Here is a 20,249-nt window from a genome sequence, read left to right on the forward strand (position 1 = left end):
TGCGGAGACTCCGAATGACGAAACGCTTTCTCTGCACGCTCGCCGTCGGCGCAGCGGGCATCGCGCTGATCGGGGCGCGGGCGCCGATCTCCGCGCAAGGGACCACCGCGATCGTCGGCGCGGTGGTGTTCGACGCCACGGGAGCGCCGCCGCACCCGGCGACCGTGCTGATCGAGGGGGACCGCATCGTCGCAGTTGGCCCGGACTTGAAGGTGCCCGCCGGCGCGAAGGTCATCGACGCCACGGGAGAGGCGTTGCTCCCGGGCTTTTACGACCTGCACACGCATTGGACGCCGAGTGGCGATCCGGGCGTGACCCCGGCGATCGCGAGTGCCTATGTCGCCGCCGGGGTGACCACCAGCAACGATTTCAACTCGGCTCCTGAAGCGTTCGAGGCGCGGCGGCGTTGGTTGGCCTCGCTGGCGGTGGCCCCGCACGTCAATCTGTGCGGGCGGCTCTCCACGCCGGGCGGCCACGGTGCCGATTGGGCGGACACCGCCACCACCAAGATGATCGTGACGCCGCAATCCGCGCGCGCGGGGGTGGACCAGATCCTTCCCTACAAGCCCGACTGCCTCGGCGAGGTGATGACCGACGGCTGGCGCTACGGTCTTTCGCCCGACAATACGAGCATGAACGAGGACGCGCTCACCGCGCTGGTCGACGAGGCGCACAAGTCCAATATTCCCGTCCTGACGCACACATTGCGGACGGAGAAGGGCGCAGAGGCCGGGCGCGCCAAGGTGGATGTGATCGCGCATGCGCTGCAGGATCTGCCGCTGACCGACCAGCAGGTCGCCACGATCCGCGCAGGCGGATCCGCCTTCGCCCCGACCCTGGCGGTGTACGACCCGAGCAAGCCCGGGCATCGCACGGCGCCGGGTGCCGACGAGGCACGTCGCGTCCGCGCCGCGGCCAATTGGAGCAACGCGCGGTCGAACACCAAGAAGCTCTATGACGCGGGCGTTCCGGTCGTGTCGGGTACCGATGCGGGTATGCCGGGCACGCCGCACGGCATTGCGGTGCTCCGCGAACTGGAGCTGCTCGTCCAGGCCGGTTTGCCGCCAGCAGGCGCGCTGACCGCGGCCACCGCCAACAGCGCCAGGGTGATGCATCAGCTCGACGATCGCGGCACCATCGAGACGGGCAAGCGCGCCGACCTCGTGCTGATCAAGGGTACTCCTTGGAAAACCATCGGCGACGTCGAGAAGATCGATCGGGTCCTGGTCGACGGCAGGCTCGTCTATGGTCCGGGTGCGCCGCCGCCCAATCCCGTCCAGCCGATGCCGGCGGTAGCCGTCGGCCCGCTGGTTGATGATTTCGAGCGCACGGACGGCCGGTCCAACCTCGACACGCTGGTCGTGACCGATCCCGACGGCGGGATCGAGCGCAGCGTGGAAGTGATCGACATCGTCAGCCGCGAGGATGGCGGTCATGCGCTGAGCATGATCGGCAGGATGGCGGTCAAGCCCGATCCTCAGATCGCGATCGTGCTTCCGCTCACCAAGGGTGCGATCCAGCCAGCCGATCTGCGCCGGTATCACGGGATAAAAGTCGAGCTACGGGGCGTCGGTTCATATGAGGTCGCACTGAACACATTGAGCGGCACTTACGCTGCGGCGGTATCGGCCGGAACGAAATGGCAGACCATCGAGGTGCCTTTCGACAGTCTCAAGAAGGACCGCGGAAGAGTCGAATTTCCGACCGAGGGCTGGACAGGAAGCGACGTGTTGAGCCTCGAAATCAAGGCCAAGCGCAAGAGCGGTGAAACGGCCTGGCTCATGCTCGACACTGTACGATTCTATTGACGGTGTTGTAAGGCGCCGACCTGTACGACATGTTTGAAGCCGGTGACAGACCGCCGCTAAGCCATGCATAAGAGAACGGTCGTGGCCCGCTATGGGAGCGGGGTACGACATCTAGATCGCTCTGCTGTCGACCCTCCAAAAGGCTTTGTTCGCTCATCTTACGGATCCGACGAATATGGCCGGTCTCAATGAAAGGGTCGAGAGCACGATGCAAAACTGCCGCTCCGTCGGCACAATCCACGGGATCGGTCTCGGGCGTCAAATCGGGCGATCGCCCATGCGCTCACCAAGCCGCACCGGTCGCGCTGGCATCCAGCTTTGATTAAACGCGATCGTTCCCCGCGGGAATAGCATCACGACCGTCGAGCCCAGCAGGAAGCGCCCCATTTCCTCGCCCTGCTGGAGAGCAACCTCTTGATCGGCGTAGCGCCATTCCATCGGCTTGCCGGCACGCTCAGAATTGACCGTGCCGTGCCATGCCGTAGCTATGCTCCCGACGATAGTGGCGCCGACGAGCACCATCACGAATGTGCCGTGCTCCGAACTCTCGAATACGCACACGAGGCGTTCATTTCGCGCGAACAGATTGGGCACGCCGCGTACAGTGACGGGGTTCACTGAAAACAGGGTGCCCGGAATGTAGCGCATGCTGACCAAGCTGCCGGCGCACGGCATATGGAGACGGTGATAGTCACGCGGCGACAGATAGAGATTCGCAAAACTGCCATGACGGAACTCGGCCGCCAGTGTGCCGTCGCCGCCGATGAGTTCGGTCGTGGTGAACCGGTGTCCCTTGGCCTGCACGATGTGATGGTCGTCGATCGCCCCGACTTGGCTGATCGCGCCATCTACTGGGCAGATGAAGTCAGCCTGCGCTAGTGGGCGAATGCCCTTCATCAAAGGCCGCGAAAAGAAGTCGTTGAAGCTGGCATAGCTGGCGATATCCGAATTCTCGGCTTCGCTCATATCGACCCCGTATCGGGCGACGAACCACCGGATCAGTCGAGTGGTCATTGCACCGCCTCGCGCTCGGGCGATGCGACCAGCCAGAAGGGTTAGGCGCTGTTTTGGCAGCGCATATTGAAGCAGGACAGCAAAGCGATCGAACATCTTGGACCCTCGTGTTTCGGCCAGCGGATGTGACGGTCGATTGTTCCGCTACACGAGCGTCCGATCAAGCACATCCCTAGACGCGCCCTCGAAAGTGCACGCAGAATCACCATATGGCGAGAATGGGCGGTCGGGTGAAACGGATAACCGGGCTAGCGGAGGCTGCCGCAAGAACGGCGATAGAGCACGAAGACTTGCGCTGCGCATTATGCGGCCGGCTTCTTGGGCAACGTGTAGAGCGGCATCACGTTGTTCCGAAGAGCGAGGGAGGCACGAAGACTGCGCCAGTGCATCCCATCTGCCACCGGACCATCCATGCCTTTGTGACGAACCGCGAGTTGGCTTCGACATATGGTTCGATGGATCAGTTGCGAGACCGTCATGATATACGGGAATATCTCCGGTGGATCGCTAGAAAACCGCCCGATTTCCGCGCCCCTACACGGCGACGCAGTGCGTAACGACAACCCAGAAGGCGAGATTCGCACACCCTGGGCGCCTTGCCGAAACGCGACGATCGGGGTGTATAAAAGCGGTCCCAACCGCCACTTGCTACTGGCAGGAAGCGCCTGTCCCAGGCTAACAATTGCCGGGGGACAAGATGACAGCATTCAAGAAGACATTTGGCGCGACGTTGCTTGCATCCGTCTCGGTTTACACGACGGTTCCGGCAGACGCGCAAAAGGCTGAAGCCACGAAGATATCCGCTATCATCCCAAGACGAGCAGCCGTGGCTGATCCCGATGTTCGATTTGGCACGCTGCCCAGCGGCATGCGCTACGCGATCAAGCGCGCCTCCATCCCGAACCATGGCCTATCCCTTCGGCTAGGCATTGATGTCGGCAGCTTCGAGGAGCAGGACAAAGAGCGCGGCTTCGCCCATTTGGTCGAGCACGCCGCGTTTCGCACGACGCGCTCGGCGCCGGATGGCGGACTCGACCGGCGCTTCGCAGCGCTCGGGGTGGCATTCGGACGCGACCAGAACGCTGCGACGACCCTCTACAAGACGACCTATCGGCTCGATTTTGCAACGACCGACGCTGTAGGAATGGCGCAGGGGCTTGGCTGGCTGCGGGATGTCGGCGATGGGATCGTCTTCACGCAAGCGGGCGTCGCGAGCGAGCGCGGTGTGGTCCAAGCCGAATTGCAGAGCCGGGGCGGCGCGGGCACCGCGGCATCGCGCGCGGTCTCGCATTTCCAGATGCCGGACGCCCGCACTGTTGCGCGCAGTCCGGAGGGGACCCTGGATACGATCGCAGGCGCCACCGCCGACACGCTGCGGGCATTTTACGACCGCTGGTACCGACCCGAGAACGCCGTGCTGATCGTGGTCGGCGATCAGCCGGTCGATGCGATCGAGGCGCAGGTGCGGACGACCTTCGGCACTTGGACCGGCAAGGGGACAGCGCCGCTGCACGCGAAGCCCGGCACGATCGATTTCGCGCGCGAGCTCGACAGCGTCGAGGTCGCCGCGCCGTCGCTGCCGACCACCGTGTCGGCGTGTCGCCTGCGTCCGCCGCGTCCCCGGAACGAGGACGAGTCGATCCGCTCCGCGCGCGAGGTGCACACCACGCTCTGGCGCAACATCTTCCACGACCGGATCACGCGTGTGATCGACGCGGGGCACAGCGGACTGCTCGGCGCAGTTATCGTCGGGCAAGAGAGCGACGAATTTGTCAGCACCTGTCTCATCGCCATGCCCACCGGCGATGAATGGGAGAAGGGCATGGCGGTCGCGCAGGCCGAGCTTCTCCGCCTGATCCACGATGGTCCGACCGAGCAGGAAATCGAGGCCGAGGTGGTCGAGCGGCGCGCTGTCTTGCGCTCCGCAGTGTCAGGCGCCGCTGCGCGAACCACCGACGATTTGGCCGATACGATGCTCGCGCGCTTGCTCGACCGACGCCCGGTCCTCGCCCCGCGCGAAGCGATGTATGCCTTCGACGCGGCGGTCGAAGATCTCGATCCGGCCGGGATGAAACGCGTGGTCGATGCCGACTGGAGCGGCAGCGGTCCGCTGCTGGCCGTCGTGGCCCCCAAATCGGGCGACAGCACGAGACCCCGCGGCCTCTGGAGCCAGAACGCCCATGCAGCGACGCTGGCGGCCTATGCTGACCGCGGCGCCGTCGTGTGGCCCTATACCAGCTTCGGTATCCCCGGCCGCGTCGTCGAACGCGCGGAAATTTCCGATCCGGGCTTCGTCCGCCTGCGCTTTGCCAACGGCCTCGTCCTGAATTTCAAACAGACACCGCTTGAGGCCAACGACATCGAGCTTCGCGCCCGCTTCGGAGCAGGCCGGCGCGAATTGCCCGCCAATGGCTATATAGGCGCCATGCTCGGCACCCAATTGTTCGCGCTGGGCGGGCTTGGTCGGCTGTCGGCGGAGGAAATGACGCGCGCGCTGCACGAGGTCACATGGCCCTTCCGCTACGATCTCGGCCTCGACTTCTTCCAGTTTTCACAATCGACCAATCCCGTCAGCCTGAAGAGCGAGCTTCAGGTGTTCGCGGCGTTCCTGACCGATCCCGGCTTCCGCACGACGATCGACGAACGCCTGCCGAGCGCGATCGACATTATGTATCGGACCATTGGCAGCCAGCCGATGATGGCTGCCAATGAGGCCTTTCTGGCGACGGTCGATCCCGATGCGCCTGAACGGATCCCGCCGCCTGCCGCGATGCTCACGCTGCGGACCGCCGAATTCGCCCGGCTGCTGCGTCCGGCGCTGACCGAGGCGCCGATCGAACTGACGATCGTCGGGGATATCGCAGAGGCGGAGGCGGTACGCTTGGTCGCCGCGACCTTCGGTGCGCTTCCGCCGCGCGGCGCCGCCGAGCGGCCGTCTATCGAGAAGCATTTTCTGCGTATTCCCGAGCGCGCCTTTCCGGTGATCCGCACCACCTATACCGGCACCCCCGATCGCGGTGCGGCGAGCCTGATCTGGCCACTGTTCGTCGCCGAACCCCCACGCCGGCGCGAGGAATATGCGCTCAAGCTCGTGGCGGGCGTCTTCAACGACGCGCTGCGGCAACGCGCCCGGGTCGAGCTCGGCAAGACCTATTCACCCATGGTCGTCACGGTAATGCCCGATCATGCAGATCAGGGCCTTCTTATTGCTCAAGTCGAGGCGCAGCCCGGCGATCTCGACGGTCTTGCCGCTGTCGTGACGTCGGTGGCCGACACTATCGCACACGGCGCGATCACCGCCGAGGCAATAGACGCCGCGCGCAAGCCGTTGCTGGCTCAAGCCGCCGCAGCGCGGGGCAAGAATGCATGGTGGGCGGCCGCGATGAGCGGCTCGGCGCGGAGCACCGCGGTGACCGAGGAACTGGTAAACTTCACGCCTTTGCTATCGGCGGTGACGCTCGACGAGGTTAAGGCCGCCGCCGCAAAATGGCTCGCTCGGCCACCGATCGTGGTTTTAGCGACACCCAAGGGCCCTGACAGCAATCCGCCCCCATCCGCCGCGCATCCGACCGCCAGCCATGGAGCGGCACGATGATCGTCTCGCTTCTTGCAGCCGCACTGGCCCTGGCCGCGTCGGTCTCCGCCGCAGCCCCCGATGCAGCACGGCTCGTCCAGCTCACGGCAACTCAGCGCGAGCATGATCCGCGGCAGGCGCTGCAGACCAGCGAACGCGCGCTCCGCCTTGACCCATCGGTCAAGGGCGGCCAGGCCGCGCGGGCCGCCGCGCTCGCAGCGCTGCGCCGCGATGACGAAGCGCGTGTCGCGTACCGCATGGCCCTCACGGCAGATCCCAAGGACCGCGATGCCATTCTCGGGCTTGCCGATCTCGACCGGCGGCATGGCGATCCTGCTGCCGCGGTGGCATTGCTCGATCCGCTGGTTGCGAACCGCGACGATCGCCAAGCCCGCTTCTACCGAGCGATGGCCTTCACCGACGCCGGCGAAACCGATAAGGCATTCGCCGATTACAGCACGCTAATTGCCGGCAAGCCGACCGCATCGAGCTTGTACAATCGCGGCTGGATCCTCAACGATCGCAAGGACTATGCGAAGGCGCTGAGCGACTTCGAGCAAGCGCTCGCGCTCGACCCGACCGATGTCGACACGCTCGACGCGATGGGAACGACGCTTCTTTCGCTCGAGCGCGACGCCGCCGCGCTCGAGCGCTTCACCGCCGCGTTGACCCTTGCCCCAGCCGACACGGCGGCGCTGACCGGGCGCGCCGATTCGCAATACAATCTGAAGCAGTGGCGCGCTGCGGCGGAGAGCTATCGCGCCGCGCGCAAGGTTCAGCCGAAACGCGCCCATCTCGCGGTCATGGAGGCGCGCGCACTCGATCAGATCGGAGACCGCAAGGGCGCGCTCTCCGCATATGACGCGGCGTTGCGGTTCGAGCCGACGTTGCTCGATGCGCTCCAGGGTAAGGCCGAACTGTACGAGGCCATGGGCGACCGCAAGCAGGCCCTGGTCGCGTTCACCCGCGCTATCGCCGCCGCGCCGAACAACGCCGACCTGCTGACCGAACGCGCCTTGCTCTACCGCAAGCTCGGCCGCGGGGCCGAGGCGCAGGGCGATCTCGACGCTGCGCTGAAGATCGATTCGAAATCGACTTATGCGCTCAATGCGCTCGGGCTGGTGCTCGGCGACGCGGGCAAGACTGGCGAGGCGGTCGCTGCCTATGATCGAGCGCTGGCGATCGATCCGGGCCTGGAAGCAGCCTATTACAATCGGGGGAATCGCTATGTCGATCTCGAGCGCTACGATCGCGCGATCCGCGATTACAACCGGTCGCTCGCGCTGTCGCCCGGCGACGCCATGACGCTCGCCGCCAAAGGTGAGGCATATCGCCTGATCAACGACGATGTGCGCGCGATCGAAGAGTTCAGTGCCGCGATCGAGAGCGATCCGAAAATGGCACTGGCGTATTGGCGGCGCGCGCTGGCGCGCAAGGCGATCGGCGATACGGAAGGCGCGGTGGCAGATCGTGCACTCGCCCTCGCGCTCGATCCGGAATTGGCATCCTGAGTCCAGCTTGACCGACGATCCGACATTCGCGCTACCTTGGCGTGGTCTCAGAAGCGGACGGCTTTTCATCGGTTTCGTTTGGCATTCATAGTTCCCTGAAACCGACTGGAACGACCCGCGGCGGCTCTAGGTAGCGGCGGTGACATCATTGCCGGCGCGATTGGCCACGAGGTGCTCTACCTCAGTGATATGTTCGGTGCCCCACGAACATAGCGGTACGAGCGCATCGGACAGCGTCATGCCGAAAGGCGTTAGCGAATAGTCGACTTTGGGCGGGACCTGCTGGTGATCGCGGCGATCGACGACGCCATCTGCATTCAACTCCTTGAGTTGCTGGATCAGCACCTTGTCGCTCACGCCACCGATCGCACGCTTGAGCTCTCCGTAGCGCCGTGTTTCGTGCGCCAGATGGAACAGGATCAGCGGCTTCCACTTACCGCCAATCACCGACAGCGCTACATCCAGACCGCAGCTGAAAATCCTGCTCTCCACCGATGACTCCAGGCACTTACCAAAAGGTGCATACTAGTAAGCGAGAAAGCGCATGTCTACTTCTGCATCATTCGATGTTCGGAGCACCACATGACCAGACTGCAAGGCAAAACAGCCCTCATCACCGGCGGCACCAGTGGCATTGGCCTCGCAACCGCAAAGCGCTTCGTCGCTGAGGGCGCGTACGTCTTCGTCACCGGCCGCCGCCAAGCCGAACTGGACAAGGCCGTCGACGAGATCGGCGGCGCCGTCACGGGCATTCGAAGCGACGTTGCCAGCCTCCATGATCTCGACCCGCTGTTCGACGTCGTACGGGAAAAGCGTGGTGGATTGGACATCGTGTTCGCCAATGCCGGGGGTGGCGATCTGGCGCCGCTCGGCGCGATTACAGAAGAGCAGTTCGATCTCACCTTCGATACCAACGTTCGCGGCACGCTGTTTACGGTACAAAAGGCGCTGCCCCTGATGCAGTCGGGCGGATCGATCATTCTCACCGGCTCGACCACTGGATCGAAAGGCACACCGGCGTTCAGCGTCTACAGTGCGAGCAAGGCCGCGGTGCGCAATTTTGCGCGAAGCTGGGCGCTCGACCTCAAGGACAGCGGCATCCGCGTCAACGTGCTTTCGCCGGGAGCGACCTTGACGCCGGGCCTCCAAGGTCTCGCGGGCTCGCCCGAGGAGGAAAAGGCGCTCGTCGCTGCCCTGACGGCCCAGACGCCGCTAGGTCGGATCGGCCAGCCCGAAGAGACGGCCGCGGTCGCGCTCTTCCTGGCCAGCGAAGACAGCAGCTTCATGACCGGTGCCGAGGTGTTCGTCGACGGCGGCATGGCCCAGGTCTGAGCTACCGGTCTTTGACCGCCCGCTGGTGAGCCGGCATTCTCGAAAACGCTGGTGAACCGGGAACACGTCTGGCGGCCGGCGACCGGCCGCTGGCCGGCCGCCATAGCGTTAGGCGGGCTGGTAAAGCTCGACCAGCATCTGCGCGTTGTCGTGGATGAACGCGAAGCGGCTGCCGCCACTGTTCGGAACCTCGCGCGGCGGGGAGACGATTGCAACGCCCTTTGCCGCCAACGCCGCGACGGTCGCATCGAGATCGGGAACCTCGATGGCGAAGTGGTTCATGCCGCCGATTTTCAGGTTGGTTTCGGCGCTGCGTCGGTCCTCAGCCATCGGTGCCGCCGCTTCGTTCTGGAAAAGTTCGAGCTTCAAGGCGCCGCGGCCGATAAAGGCTGCTTGCACGCCCGGCCAGCCGAAGGTGAAAAGGCGCTCGAAGCCGAGATGCTCGACATACCATGTCGTGCTCGCTTCCACGCTTTCGACGACGATGCCGACGTGATGGATGCCAGAAAGTACAGTCATTCCAGTTGCCCTTGTAGGTTGAGGTTCAAGCGATTGCTGCCGAAAGCACGTCGCGCATCGTGCGTGGTGGCCGGCCGAGCAGCGTCTCCAGGGTCGGATCGGTGGCGGCGAAGTCGCCGCACCGTGCCGCCCGGAACATCCCCAGAAGCATGTCGACGTAAAAGGACGGCATTCCGGCTGCGACCTTGGCGTCCCGCCATTCGTCGTCGGGAATGATGGTATGGCGTACCTCACGTCCGGTCACTGCGGAGGCGATGACGGCGATCTCTGCCATGGTGATCGCCGTGGCGGCGGTGAGTGGCGGCGTGGTGCCGTTCCAATCGCGGTCGGCCACGAGGATCGCTGCGTCGCCTTCCGCAAGGTCGGCACGCGCCGTCCAGCTTGTCGGGCCGTCCTCGGGAGTGCGTAGCTCTCCGCTCGTCAGGTCATCGCCGATCATCTGAAGGCAGCTTTCGGCATAGAAACCGTGGCGTAGCGCGGTGTAGGCCAGACCGCTTTCGGCCAGTTCCGCCTCGGTGCCCGCGTGCTGATCGGCTGGCGGGAACGGCGACCCTACGCGTGCGCCCATGTGGCTGGTGTAGAGGACGCGGCGGACGCCCGCACGCCGAGCTGCCTGGATCGCGCTGCGGTGGAGCCGTAGCGCCTCCTCACCGAGCTTGTCGGCGGAAACGATCAGGACCTGATCGGCATTCGCGAAAGCTTTCGCGAGACCGTTCGCATCCGCGAAATCGCCGACACGGACATCTACGCCCTGTGCGGCCAGACCGGATGCCTTGTCGGCGTCGCGCACGCTGGCGCCGATCTGATCGGCAGGAAAGCGCCGAAGCAGGTTCTGAACGACCGCTCTACCAAGCTGACCGGTCGCGCCGGTAACGATAATCATGATCGATCCTTTTCGACGGTAACAATAGTTTGTTATCATCGATAAGAGATTGGGGCAATCACCGCTACCGTTCGAAACGGATCGATGATAATCCGAAGCATGGCGATGGAAACGGACAACGGGCCGGAAACGCAGGATGTTCGAACGCGGGTTCTCGATGCGGCATCCAGGCTCATCATCATTGGTGGCATCACTGCCCTGACGACGCGTGCGGTGGCGGCGGCGGCCGGGATCCAGGCCCCTACCTTATATCGCCTGTTCGGGGACAAGCGGGGGCTGCTGAACGCGGTTGCGGAACATGGGCAGGCGGCATTCATCGCCGACAAGGCGGCGATGCCCCCCCATCCCGATCCGGTGCAGAATCTGGCCAACGCCTGGGACAGCTATGTCGCTTTCGGTCTCACCAATCCGGTCGCCTTCGCGATCATGAATGAAGTGGGTGCGCTTGCGTCCGAGTCACCGGCCATGCTCGCCGGCCTTGCCATCCTGCGCGAACGGGTTGAGCGGATCGCTCGCGCAGCACGGCTGCGGATGCCCGTCGAACGCGCGGTGGCATTGATCCATGCCGCCGGGGTCGGCACAGTGACGACCTTGCTCGCGATCCCCGCGGAAGAACGCGATCCGCAGCTCTCGTCGGTCGTACGAGACAGCGTGATCGCGTCCATCGTCACCACCTCCCCTGACCAAGACCATGCCGATCTTGCATCGTTGGCAGTAGGGTTGCGCGCCCACCTTGATAGCACCAAAGCGCTGACGCCGGGCGAGTCCCTGTTGCTGAGCGAATTCCTCGACCGTCTTGCCAGACCTGGTGAGGGTTGAGGGTTCCTAGACGAGATCTCTTTCGGGAAAACCGGTGCTGCCGGCAGACGGCTGCTATCGCCGCTTGCTTTGCTTAAATCTGCCTGACCGGCAACCGCCCGACTCACCCCGGAACGGGCGTTACAGCCCCCTGCTCTGCCAATCGCGATGCGACGGTGAATGATGTCGTCCGCAGCGAGCGATCGATCTGCGTGGCACCCACCACTGACTTCAGGTCGGCCGGAACCCGAACTCGATATTGATAAACAGCACCTCGACGCCAAAGGCCGCAATGCCGTTTGTGCAACACCACTGTGCTACAGCGAACCTTCTCATTCCGCCCCAGATTTTACGATATTAGCGTCGTTTGAGCAGGTATATTGTGCGACAGTCGTGGGCTACGATTAGGACGAGATCGCGGCGCAAGCTGTCGTATTTAAGGAATTTTTGGAATGGTGCGCTTACAGGACTCACACCGGACGCCGTATGGCGCAGAAAACCTTGCGTATTGGCCGGCCGGACAAGCCGTGGTCCCTGCGTGGCCCACCCAACAATTCGGTCCCACTTTCGGCTTCGAACCCATGCCATATGGGACACCGTGCATTGCTTTCGCGCGCAGTGCGACACCGATTCGGTTAAGGCTTGCAAATCCTCCCGGCCGGCAACCGGGGCCACACAAGACAACCCCGGACTCTACTCATAAGTGACGATAAAAGCGGAACGGTTCAGTGGCGAACCGTGGGCCGGTCGCCGGTTTGTCCGGCACGCAACTGTAGCTGGCGCTTAGCATTTTCGCTCTGGCACCGCTCGTTCGGCTAAATATGAAATAGATGACCTTCGTGCATCGGTGCCGTTCTGACCTGTTCCGGCTCACCATAGCTTGCTTCTTCTAGTTCGTTGCTTCCTTTTTAAGCTCAGATGGGTAGGCGGTCACGGGTCGATTTGCCTCGCAGCCGTGTTCACGGATCCAAATTACTTGGATGCATGGGTTTCGCCCGTCTGGTGTCGGAATGTGGCACCGAACGATGTGCTTCGTACCGAAGTTGCTGTGGACCGTTTCTTCAATGTAATTCAACTCGGCATGTGCGTGGATAGCATCTGCCAAGATTTGCGGCTGCGCCGCACGGAAACCATGAGCCATCAAAAACTTCGCTTTCCCACCACCCTCTGGATGATTGAGGTCAAGCAGATAGCTGGTAATCTTCTGTGGCGAGATGTCTCGCTCACCGAGGAGCTTAGTGGACGACTTCAAGTTCTGAGCGCTCCAAGGTTACAACGGCGTGAAAGGGACTGGAGAACTCCACCTCATAGGCGAGCGACTTTTCATAAACGTAGACCACCGTGCCAGTGCTCCCCGCAGGGAGGTCCTGCTCACCAACACGTTTGGGTACCCTCAACCTGACTCGGCTTAACTCGCCGATTTCCCCAGTCTCAGCAGCGCGATCTCGAAGCAATTCGTACAGGTGGCCAGGGCCCAGTAGGACATCCTTCAGGCCTGCTCGGACGGCAGACGAGCCCAGCGCCTGCTGGCTCATTTTCTGGTGGGCGTCGAGCGCCTCAATAACCGCGTTGAGTAGCTCATTGTCTAGGGTCGGCGACGCGGCGAACTGCGATTTGCTATTATTCAGTGCCTGGGTGACGAGCTCATCGGACTCCAGCAGCTTGCCCTTGATGACGTCATTCACATAGACGAGCTGATCACCCTCGGTGAGTTCGCCTTCAAATAGGTCGTTTACGCGCTGGATGATCTCGCGGAGGAGAGCATTCTGCTTCTCCTGTATCGACCCCGACCCTGCGTCGCCTACTGGGGCGAGTTTCGGGGTCTCTCCGCCCATCTGCATTGGCTGCTTGTGAAGCTTGCTCAGCAAATGGTGCGTGAGCTGCAGCTGCGACACATCCACCGCCACGCGCTCCCGCCCGAAATCGAGGAGCCGCACGAGGTATTTGAAGAACAGGAAGCGCTTCTCGATATCCGTGTTGCCGTAGTCGAACATCTGGCTGAGGAAGGTGTAGATGCGGATAAAGGTCTGCGCGTCCGTCTTGAAGAGCGTCAGCGTGCCCATCTCATCGCTTGCCGTATGCGCAGCCTTCTCGTCCCCGAGCGCATCAGCGGCCTCCTTGGCCGCTTTGGCTGCGGCGAAGCGCTTCAGCAGCCGATTCGCGACCGGCCCGAGCGCCCCAGCAAGGTCCCCCTGGGTGGACTTCGGGTCCATCGCCACGTTCGCCACGCGATCCACCTCAAAGCTGTCGTACCAGCCGCCGGCATCGAGCTTTGCGCGCATGTCGTAAATGAGGTTAGGATCGGTTACGCCTTCGAGTTCGGCCGTCTCATAGTAGGTGCGGAACGCGGCCAGCACCTCCTGGGAGCTGTTCACGAAATCGAGGATGTAGGTCGTGTCCTTCCCCGGATGGGCGCGGTTGAGGCGCGATAGCGTCTGCACTGCCTGGACGCCCGCCAGGCGCCGGTCGACATACATGCCGCACAGCAACGGCTGGTCGAATCCAGTCTGGAATTTGTTGGCCACGAGCAGCAGGTGATAGTCGGTGGCCTTGAAGGCGTCGCGGATGTCGCGGCCCTTCAGGTTCGGGTTGAGCTCCTTGCTCGCCTCGCTCAGCGGCTCCGGCGACGAATCCGGGTCGTTCACCTCGCCCGAGAAGGCGACGAGCGTGCCCAGCGGGTAGCCCTTGCCCTTGATGTAGCGGTCGATGGCGAGCTTCCACCGAACCGCTTCCTTGCGGCTCGCCAGCACCACCATGGCCTTGGCCTTGCCGTCGAGCAGGAGCTGCACGTTCTCGCGGAAGTGCTCGACGACGATCTGGACCTTCTGCGCGATGTTATAGGGGTGCAGGCTTACCCACTGCATGATCCCCTTCGTCGCTGCCGAACGCTCGACCTCGGTGTCCTCCAGCTCCTTGCCGTCGTGCGCCAGGCGGAACGCCAGCTTGTAAGGCGTGTAGTTCTTGAGCACGTCGAGGATGAAGCCCTCCTCGATGGCCTGCCGCATCGAGTAGACGTGGAAGGGCTCCGGCAGGCCGTCCGGCTGCTTCAAGCGCCCGAAGAGCTGGAGCGTCTTCGCCTTGGGGGTGGCCGTGAAGGCGACGTACGTCACCCCAGTGTCGCTCGCCCGCGCGGCCATCTGCGCCGCCAGCAGGTCTTCGGTGTCGATCTCGCCGCCGTCCTGGAGCTCTGCAATCTCCTCGGGCGAGAGCACTTCCTTGAGCTTCGCCGCTGCTTCGCCCGTCTGCGAGCTGTGCGCCTCGTCCGCGATAACCGCGAAGCGCTTGCCGTCAGTCGCGGCGAGCTCTCGCACCGCCTGGAGCGCATAGGGGAAGGTCTGGATGGTGCAGACGATGATCTTCTTGCCGGCCTTCAGCGCGTCGGCCAGCTGCGCGCTCTTGCTGCCGCTCTCGCTCTTGATCGTCTCGACAACGCCGGTGGTGCGTTGGAAATCGAACAGCGCGTCCTGAAGCTGCCCGTCGATCACCCGCCGGTCGGACACGACGATCACCGTTGAGAACAGCTTCTCGTCGGTCGTGTCGTGGAGCTCGGAGAGGAAGTGCGCGGTCCAGGCGATGGAGTTGGTCTTGCCCGATCCCGCCGAGTGCTGGACCAGGTACTTGGCGCCGACGCCCTCCTGGAGGATCGCGGCCTGGAGCTTCCGCGTCACGTCGAGCTGGTGATAGCGCGGGAAGATGATCGCGCGAATTGCCTTCTTGTCGTCGCGCTGGGTGACGAGGTAGCGGCCCAGCAGCTCCAGCCAGCTGTCGCGTTGCCAGACCTGTTCCCACAGGTACGACGTGGCATGGCCGAAGGGCAGCGCGGGGTTGCCCTTGCCGCCATGATCGCCCTGGTTGAATGGCAGGAAATGTGTGGCCGGCCCCGCAAGCTTGGTCGTCATCATCACTTCGCTGTTCGAAACGGCGAAGTGCACCAACGCACCCGATGGGAAGCTCAGCAGCGGCTCGCGCTCATGCCCCTTCTGCTGCGGCAGCCGGTCGTGCCTGTACTGGTCGACCGCGTCCTGCACCGACTGGGTGAAATCGGTCTTCAGCTCCACGGTGGCGACGGGGAGGCCGTTGAGGAACAGCACCAGATCGATGCAGTTCTCGTTGGCCAGGCTGTAGCGGACCTGACGCACGACGCGAAGCCGATTGGCGCTGTAGCGTGCCACGATGTCCGGGTTCATCCCCATCGCCGGTTTGAACTGGGCAAGCTGGATCGTGCCGCGCACGCCGATAGTGTCGACGCCGTTCCGCAGCACGTCGAGCGTCCCACGGTCGTCCAGCGACTTGCGCACGCGTTCGAGCAGCAGTGCCTCTGCCGAAGCGCCGTGCAGCTTGTTCAGGCTTTCCCAGGCCTTTGGCTGGGTTTCCTGTAGCCAGGCGAGCAGATCGGCCGGGAACAGCGCGCGCTTGCGGTCATAGGCCTGCGCGTCGCCTGCCTCATACAGCCAGCCCTTGGAGGCGAGGATGGTGCAGACCTCGCTCTCGAAGCTGATTTCTTCATGGAGGCGGTTCATTCGCTCGCTCCCAGGAGATCTTCGAACGTATCCTCGATCCTGGCCGCTTCCCATTCCTTGTAGGTCATCTCGCTACCTTCGAGGCGCCACGATTGAGGGCCACTTGCGGCACGGCCGAAAACGACCGTCGCGGCGGCACTTGGGCTGCTGAAAGCATAGCTCTCGGTGAACACGCAGTGGTTGCCTTGGGGTGCGAGCACGCCCGAGCGGATCAGTTCGGAATAGAGGCCGACATAATTATGATGGGCGAGTCCCGCCCAGCTTCCACGGGCGGTCGATCCCGCTTCAACGATGAACTCCCCGTCTCGAAGCACAGCCGTCGCGTGAATGTCGTGCCTTCGGTTCTCCAGCACAAATCGCTTCGCCTCTGGCGCATCGGTAGAGGTTTCGACAGCGGGCGCAGCATCCGGCTGCGTCTTCGCCGCAGTGGGGCGGGCACGACGGATGAACATGTCAACCCGAACGGCTGGTAGCACGATGAAGAGGTTCTCCAGGAACGCCTCCATCTTCGCCACGTCCGCCTCGCTGAGCGCGGCAAGGGTCGGGTTGGTGCCGTTGTCGAGCGGCACGCGACCGATGGCCCGCGCCTCGGCGATCAGCCGGGCCTCTAAGTAGCGGACATGGGCCTTGTTGAGCTTGTTGGCGGCTGCGGTTATCAGGACGGCGCTCGTCCACCATTCCTTGCGGACGTCGTGGCTGCGGATGCGGGCGGAGATATCCTCACCCTCGCCGACATAGGCGCGGGGCTCGCCCTCCTGCTCACCGATCAGCAGATAGACGCCGGCATAGCTCGCCTCAGGTCGCGCCAGCGCCTCGGCGATCTGGGTGCGCGGCGTCATCAGGACGTGGCCGGTCCAGTTGAACAGCTCGGCCGTGAGCATGCCGTCGGGCCGGCCGTCGATATAGTAGAGCTCCAGCGAGCGTCCGATGGCGCGCGTCATGCGGCTTCAGCCCGCTGGATAGCCGCATCCCGTACATCGATCTTGCCGGTGACGGCGGCGGAGATGAGGGCGGCGCGGCGTTCTTGCAGGAGTTTGACAGCGCCTTCGGCGGTTTCTCGCATTTCTGCCAGCGTCAGAACAATCTCACCAACGCGCGCGACGAGACTGGCCTGCTCCGACGGTGGCGGAAGCACCACCGGCAGGTTCATCACATTACGTGACGAGATCGATGCAAGGTTGGTGCTCTGCTTTGACCGGGTCATGAAATATTGCTGAGCGTAACTCGACGAGGTGATCAAGTTGAGCCACTCCGCCGATACGCCAGTCGGTCTGACCGCAAATACGTGGTTCTGGTGAACGCACGGGTCAATCTGGCCTTGCCAGATGTCACCGCGGCCAAGTTTGTCGAAGTCCCCGCCTTCGTTCATCAGCACGTCCCCCCTCCTGAGTAGGTAACGGCTGACATCATGTTCTGCGATTTCAATCTCGGCCACGTCCGTAAGGTCGATGTGGCCATCTTGAACGTTCGCAACCCGCAAATAGGGCACGGTCCGAGCGATGCGCCCCTCCAGATCCTTACCCTTCGCGACCCCCGTTTGGACCCGCGCAACATATCGAAGGGGGGCAACACTCCAATGGGCTGGCACCCCGCCCAGCCATTCCACGCCGGAGTCCTTTATGGGCGCCGTCAGGTCGAGTCCCTTGGTAACTGCGTGGGAGATAACGGCCTGGCGCTTCTCCTTGAGCAGCTCGATGAGCCGCCGCTGCTCCTCCACCAGCGCATCAATCTTGGCCGTCTCGCGGTCGAGGAACGAGACTATCTCTCGTTGCTCGGATAGTGGTGGGCAAGGAAGGTCCAGCACGCTCGCGTCCGACCATCTAAAATCGGTCGAGCGCTCACGCACCCCTTTGGCCAGAGCCGTCACGAATCCGCTCAGCGCCATATGCCGCAGGAGCAGCGCGAAATAACGAGCGTCCGCATTGAGCGCTGGCGTGCAAACCGAGTACACTGGTGTAGACTTCCCGTCCGCGTCCGACACTCCAATCGCTCCGGCAAAACCGTCCATCGCATGGATGACGAGATCGCCGGCCAGAACGCGTTGATAACCGATCTCTTGGAGCGCATTTGTGAAGCCCTCCTCCCGTCGCCGCTCTCGCAGCGTGACCTGCCCATCCCGGAACGCAGTGACGATTTTGTCGCCCTCCTCTGGATGACGCTTCATCAACTGGAAGAGCGTCTTTAATCGACGAGTAATCCAATGGCTCGGTAGTTGAGAGCACCACACAATGTCGGTTGCCGTATAGCTGGGATATGCGGGAAAGCTCACGCTGCCAGCCTCTCGATCATCGCCTTGATCCGGTCGGTCACGTGTTTGAGGTCCGCGTCGATCTCCTCAAGCGCCCTCGGCGGCTCGAACACGTAGAACTGGCGGTTGAATGGCACCTCGTAGCCGACCTTGGTTTTGCTCTCGTCGATCCAAGCATCCGGCGCGTGCGGCAGCACCTCGCGCTTGAAATAGGCATCGACGTCCTCAGTCAGCGGCACATTCTCGGTGTCGCGCAGGGCGCTGTCCGCCTGCGGCTTTCCCTTGTTCTTGCCGCGTTCGCCCAAGACGATTTCGCCCGCCGCGTCGCGAAGTGGACGCTCCACGGTGATCGTGCGGTAGCCGAAGGCACCGTTGGGGAAGATGCTGGACAGCGGCGCGAGCTTCACCTTGCCGCCCTGCGGTGCCTCCGGGGCCTTCTCGCCGGCCCAGACGATCTCGCGCGCCACTTCCTTGCCGTCGGCGTCGAGCACGGTGGCAATCTCCGCCGCTTCCGCGCGGCCGAACAGCTCGGTGATCTGCCGGATATGCTCTTCGCCCAGCTCCTTGCGCTTGGAGCCGAGCGACTTGCGCATTTTGCGCCAGAAGCCCGAACCATCGATCAACTGCACCTGGCCCTTGCGGCCGGCCGGCTTCCGGTTCGAGACGATCCAGATATAGGTCGCGATGCCGGTGTTGAAGAACATGTCGGTCGGCAGCGCGATGATGGCTTCGACCAGGTCGTTCTCCAGCACATAACGCCGGATTTCGCTCTCGCCGCTGCCCGCGCCGCCGGTGAACAGCGGGGAGCCGTTGAGCACGATGCCAAAGCGGCAGCCGCCCTCGGTCGCCGGGCGCATCTTCGCCAGCATATGGAGCAGGAACAGCATCGAGCCGTCCGAGACTCGGGGCAGGCCGGGGCCGAAGCGCCCGTTGAAGCCCTGCTGCTCATGCTCGCGGCGAACTTCCTTCTCGACCTTCTTCCACTCGACGCCGAACGGAGGATTGGCCAGCATATAGTCGAAGGTCTTGCCGGGGTGCCCATCCTCAGAGAGCGTATTGCCGAAGGCGATGTTGGAGACGTTTTGCCCCTTGATAAGCATGTCCGCCTTGCAGATCGCATAGGACTCCGGATTGAGCTCCTGGCCTGAGATGGTGAGGCGCGCGCCGGGGTTGAGCGCCGCCAGATGCTCTTCGGCAACCGACAGCATCCCGCCGGTGCCTGCGGTGGGATCGTAAATCGTCCGCACCACGCCGGGCGTGGAGAGTGCCGCGTCGTCCTCGACGAAAATCAGGTTAACCATCAGGTTAATCACCTCACGCGGCGTGAAGTGGTCGCCTGCGGTTTCGTTCGAGGCCTCGGCGAACTTGCGGATCAGCTCCTCGAACACCAGCCCCATCTGGCTGTTCGCCACCTTGTCCGGGTGGAGGTCGATCCCGGCGAATTTCTCGGTGACCAGGAACAGCAGCTTGGCACGGGCGAGCTTGTCGATCTGGTTGTGGAACTCGAACTTCTCGAAGATGTCCCGCACCTCTTCCGAGAAACCCTGGACGTAGGACGTTAGGTTCGCGGCGATGTTGTCCGGGTCCCCCAGCAGCTTCTGGAGGTCCATCGAGGAGGTGTTGAAGAAGTGTGTCCCGGACTTGCGTCGTAAAAAGTGCTCCGGGTCGAATCCAGCCTTCGAGCGCAGCTCAAGCTCGGTCAGCACATCCGCCTTCGTGGGCTCCAGGACGCAGTCGAGCCGCCGTAAAACTGTAAAGGGCAGGATCACCGAGCCGTAGTCGGCCGGCTTGTAATCGCCGCGCAGAAGGTCGGCCACAGACCAGATGAAAGCCGACAGCACCTGATGGTTCAACAAACGTTCCTTCAAATTCACAGGATCTCTATCACCGCCACGTTGCGGCCTGGCAACCCTGACCCGGCGCAAGTGCACGATAGCGAAAGGGGCCTTTTAGCTCACCGCCTCTCAACCAAAGAAACGGCTATTTATGACGATTTTTGGCCCATAGCGGCAAGCTTTCTTCACCAGGAAAAGCAGATCAAG

The 20,249-nt window shown here is 63.2% G+C and carries 15 protein-coding genes; 5 read left to right on the forward strand and 10 right to left on the reverse strand.

Features of this window, described 5'->3' with window-relative positions; genetic code table 11:
* Positions 1-14 precede the first annotated feature (14 nt).
* Positions 15-1,808 (forward strand): amidohydrolase family protein, encoded by a 1,794-nt coding sequence (locus tag EAH76_RS10685; RefSeq protein WP_140850163.1) that lies wholly within the window; start codon positions 15-17, stop codon positions 1,806-1,808.
* A 258-nt stretch (positions 1,809-2,066) separates the two neighbouring features.
* Here the strand turns inward: EAH76_RS10685 and asd are convergent, their stop codons facing one another.
* The gene (asd, locus tag EAH76_RS10690) at positions 2,067-2,918 is read right to left on the reverse strand and encodes an archaetidylserine decarboxylase (RefSeq protein ID WP_140850164.1); all 852 of its coding nucleotides are present in this window, start codon (positions 2,916-2,918) and stop codon (positions 2,067-2,069) included.
* A gap of 730 nt (positions 2,919-3,648) precedes the next feature.
* On the opposite strand from asd, the gene EAH76_RS10700 reads away from it, so the two are divergent.
* Together EAH76_RS10700 and EAH76_RS10705 are read left to right on the forward strand one after the other, a co-directional pair.
* Entirely contained in the window at positions 3,649-6,417 is a 2,769-nt protein-coding gene (locus EAH76_RS10700; protein ID WP_161989017.1) for a M16 family metallopeptidase, read from the forward strand.
* Complete coding sequence (locus EAH76_RS10705) at positions 6,414-7,907, forward strand: tetratricopeptide repeat protein (RefSeq protein WP_140850167.1); 1,494 nt, start codon at positions 6,414-6,416, stop codon at positions 7,905-7,907. Before EAH76_RS10700 ends, EAH76_RS10705 begins: the two co-directional genes overlap by 4 nt.
* A gap of 126 nt (positions 7,908-8,033) precedes the next feature.
* Here the strand turns inward: EAH76_RS10705 and EAH76_RS10710 are convergent, their stop codons facing one another.
* Entirely contained in the window at positions 8,034-8,399 is a 366-nt protein-coding gene (locus EAH76_RS10710) for a winged helix-turn-helix transcriptional regulator (RefSeq protein WP_140850168.1), read from the reverse strand.
* Positions 8,400-8,489: 90 nt separating this feature from the next.
* On the opposite strand from EAH76_RS10710, the gene EAH76_RS10715 reads away from it, so the two are divergent.
* Positions 8,490-9,239, forward strand: coding sequence for an SDR family NAD(P)-dependent oxidoreductase (locus tag EAH76_RS10715; protein ID WP_140850169.1), 750 nt, complete (start codon positions 8,490-8,492; stop codon positions 9,237-9,239).
* Positions 9,240-9,347: 108 nt separating this feature from the next.
* Here EAH76_RS10715 and EAH76_RS10720 read toward each other — a convergent pair whose 3' ends face one another.
* Complete coding sequence (locus EAH76_RS10720) at positions 9,348-9,758, reverse strand: VOC family protein (RefSeq protein WP_140850170.1); 411 nt, start codon at positions 9,756-9,758, stop codon at positions 9,348-9,350.
* A 25-nt stretch (positions 9,759-9,783) separates the two neighbouring features.
* Positions 9,784-10,641 (reverse strand): SDR family oxidoreductase, encoded by an 858-nt coding sequence (locus EAH76_RS10725; RefSeq protein WP_140850171.1) that lies wholly within the window; start codon positions 10,639-10,641, stop codon positions 9,784-9,786.
* A 99-nt stretch (positions 10,642-10,740) separates the two neighbouring features.
* On the opposite strand from EAH76_RS10725, the gene EAH76_RS10730 reads away from it, so the two are divergent.
* Positions 10,741-11,460, forward strand: coding sequence for a TetR/AcrR family transcriptional regulator (locus EAH76_RS10730; RefSeq protein ID WP_241659633.1), 720 nt, complete (start codon positions 10,741-10,743; stop codon positions 11,458-11,460).
* A 103-nt stretch (positions 11,461-11,563) separates the two neighbouring features.
* Here EAH76_RS10730 and EAH76_RS24850 read toward each other — a convergent pair whose 3' ends face one another.
* From EAH76_RS24850 to EAH76_RS10755, 6 genes are all read right to left on the reverse strand, one after another.
* On the reverse strand, positions 11,564-11,752 hold the full coding sequence (locus tag EAH76_RS24850) for a DUF6538 domain-containing protein (RefSeq protein WP_431357982.1): 189 nt from the start codon (positions 11,750-11,752) through the stop codon (positions 11,564-11,566).
* A gap of 576 nt (positions 11,753-12,328) precedes the next feature.
* Positions 12,329-12,691 (reverse strand): DUF6883 domain-containing protein, encoded by a 363-nt coding sequence (locus tag EAH76_RS10735; protein WP_140850172.1) that lies wholly within the window; start codon positions 12,689-12,691, stop codon positions 12,329-12,331.
* Entirely contained in the window at positions 12,675-15,959 is a 3,285-nt protein-coding gene (locus EAH76_RS10740; RefSeq protein ID WP_140850173.1) for a type I restriction endonuclease, read from the reverse strand. The genes EAH76_RS10735 and EAH76_RS10740 overlap by 17 nt, the downstream gene beginning before the upstream one ends.
* A complete protein-coding gene (locus EAH76_RS10745; protein WP_140850174.1) occupies positions 15,956-16,900 on the reverse strand; it encodes a GIY-YIG nuclease family protein in 945 nt (314 codons plus the stop codon). The genes EAH76_RS10740 and EAH76_RS10745 overlap by 4 nt, the downstream gene beginning before the upstream one ends.
* On the reverse strand, positions 16,897-18,228 hold the full coding sequence (locus EAH76_RS10750) for a type I restriction endonuclease subunit S (protein WP_140850175.1): 1,332 nt from the start codon (positions 18,226-18,228) through the stop codon (positions 16,897-16,899). Before EAH76_RS10750 ends, EAH76_RS10745 begins: the two co-directional genes overlap by 4 nt.
* Entirely contained in the window at positions 18,225-20,060 is a 1,836-nt protein-coding gene (locus EAH76_RS10755; RefSeq protein WP_140850176.1) for a type I restriction-modification system subunit M, read from the reverse strand. Before EAH76_RS10755 ends, EAH76_RS10750 begins: the two co-directional genes overlap by 4 nt.
* Between the last annotated feature and the right edge of the window lie 189 nt (positions 20,061-20,249).

It is taken from the genome of Sphingomonas glacialis, from assembly GCF_006439055.1.
Classification (GTDB): Bacteria; Pseudomonadota; Alphaproteobacteria; order Sphingomonadales; family Sphingomonadaceae; genus Sphingomonas; species Sphingomonas glacialis_A.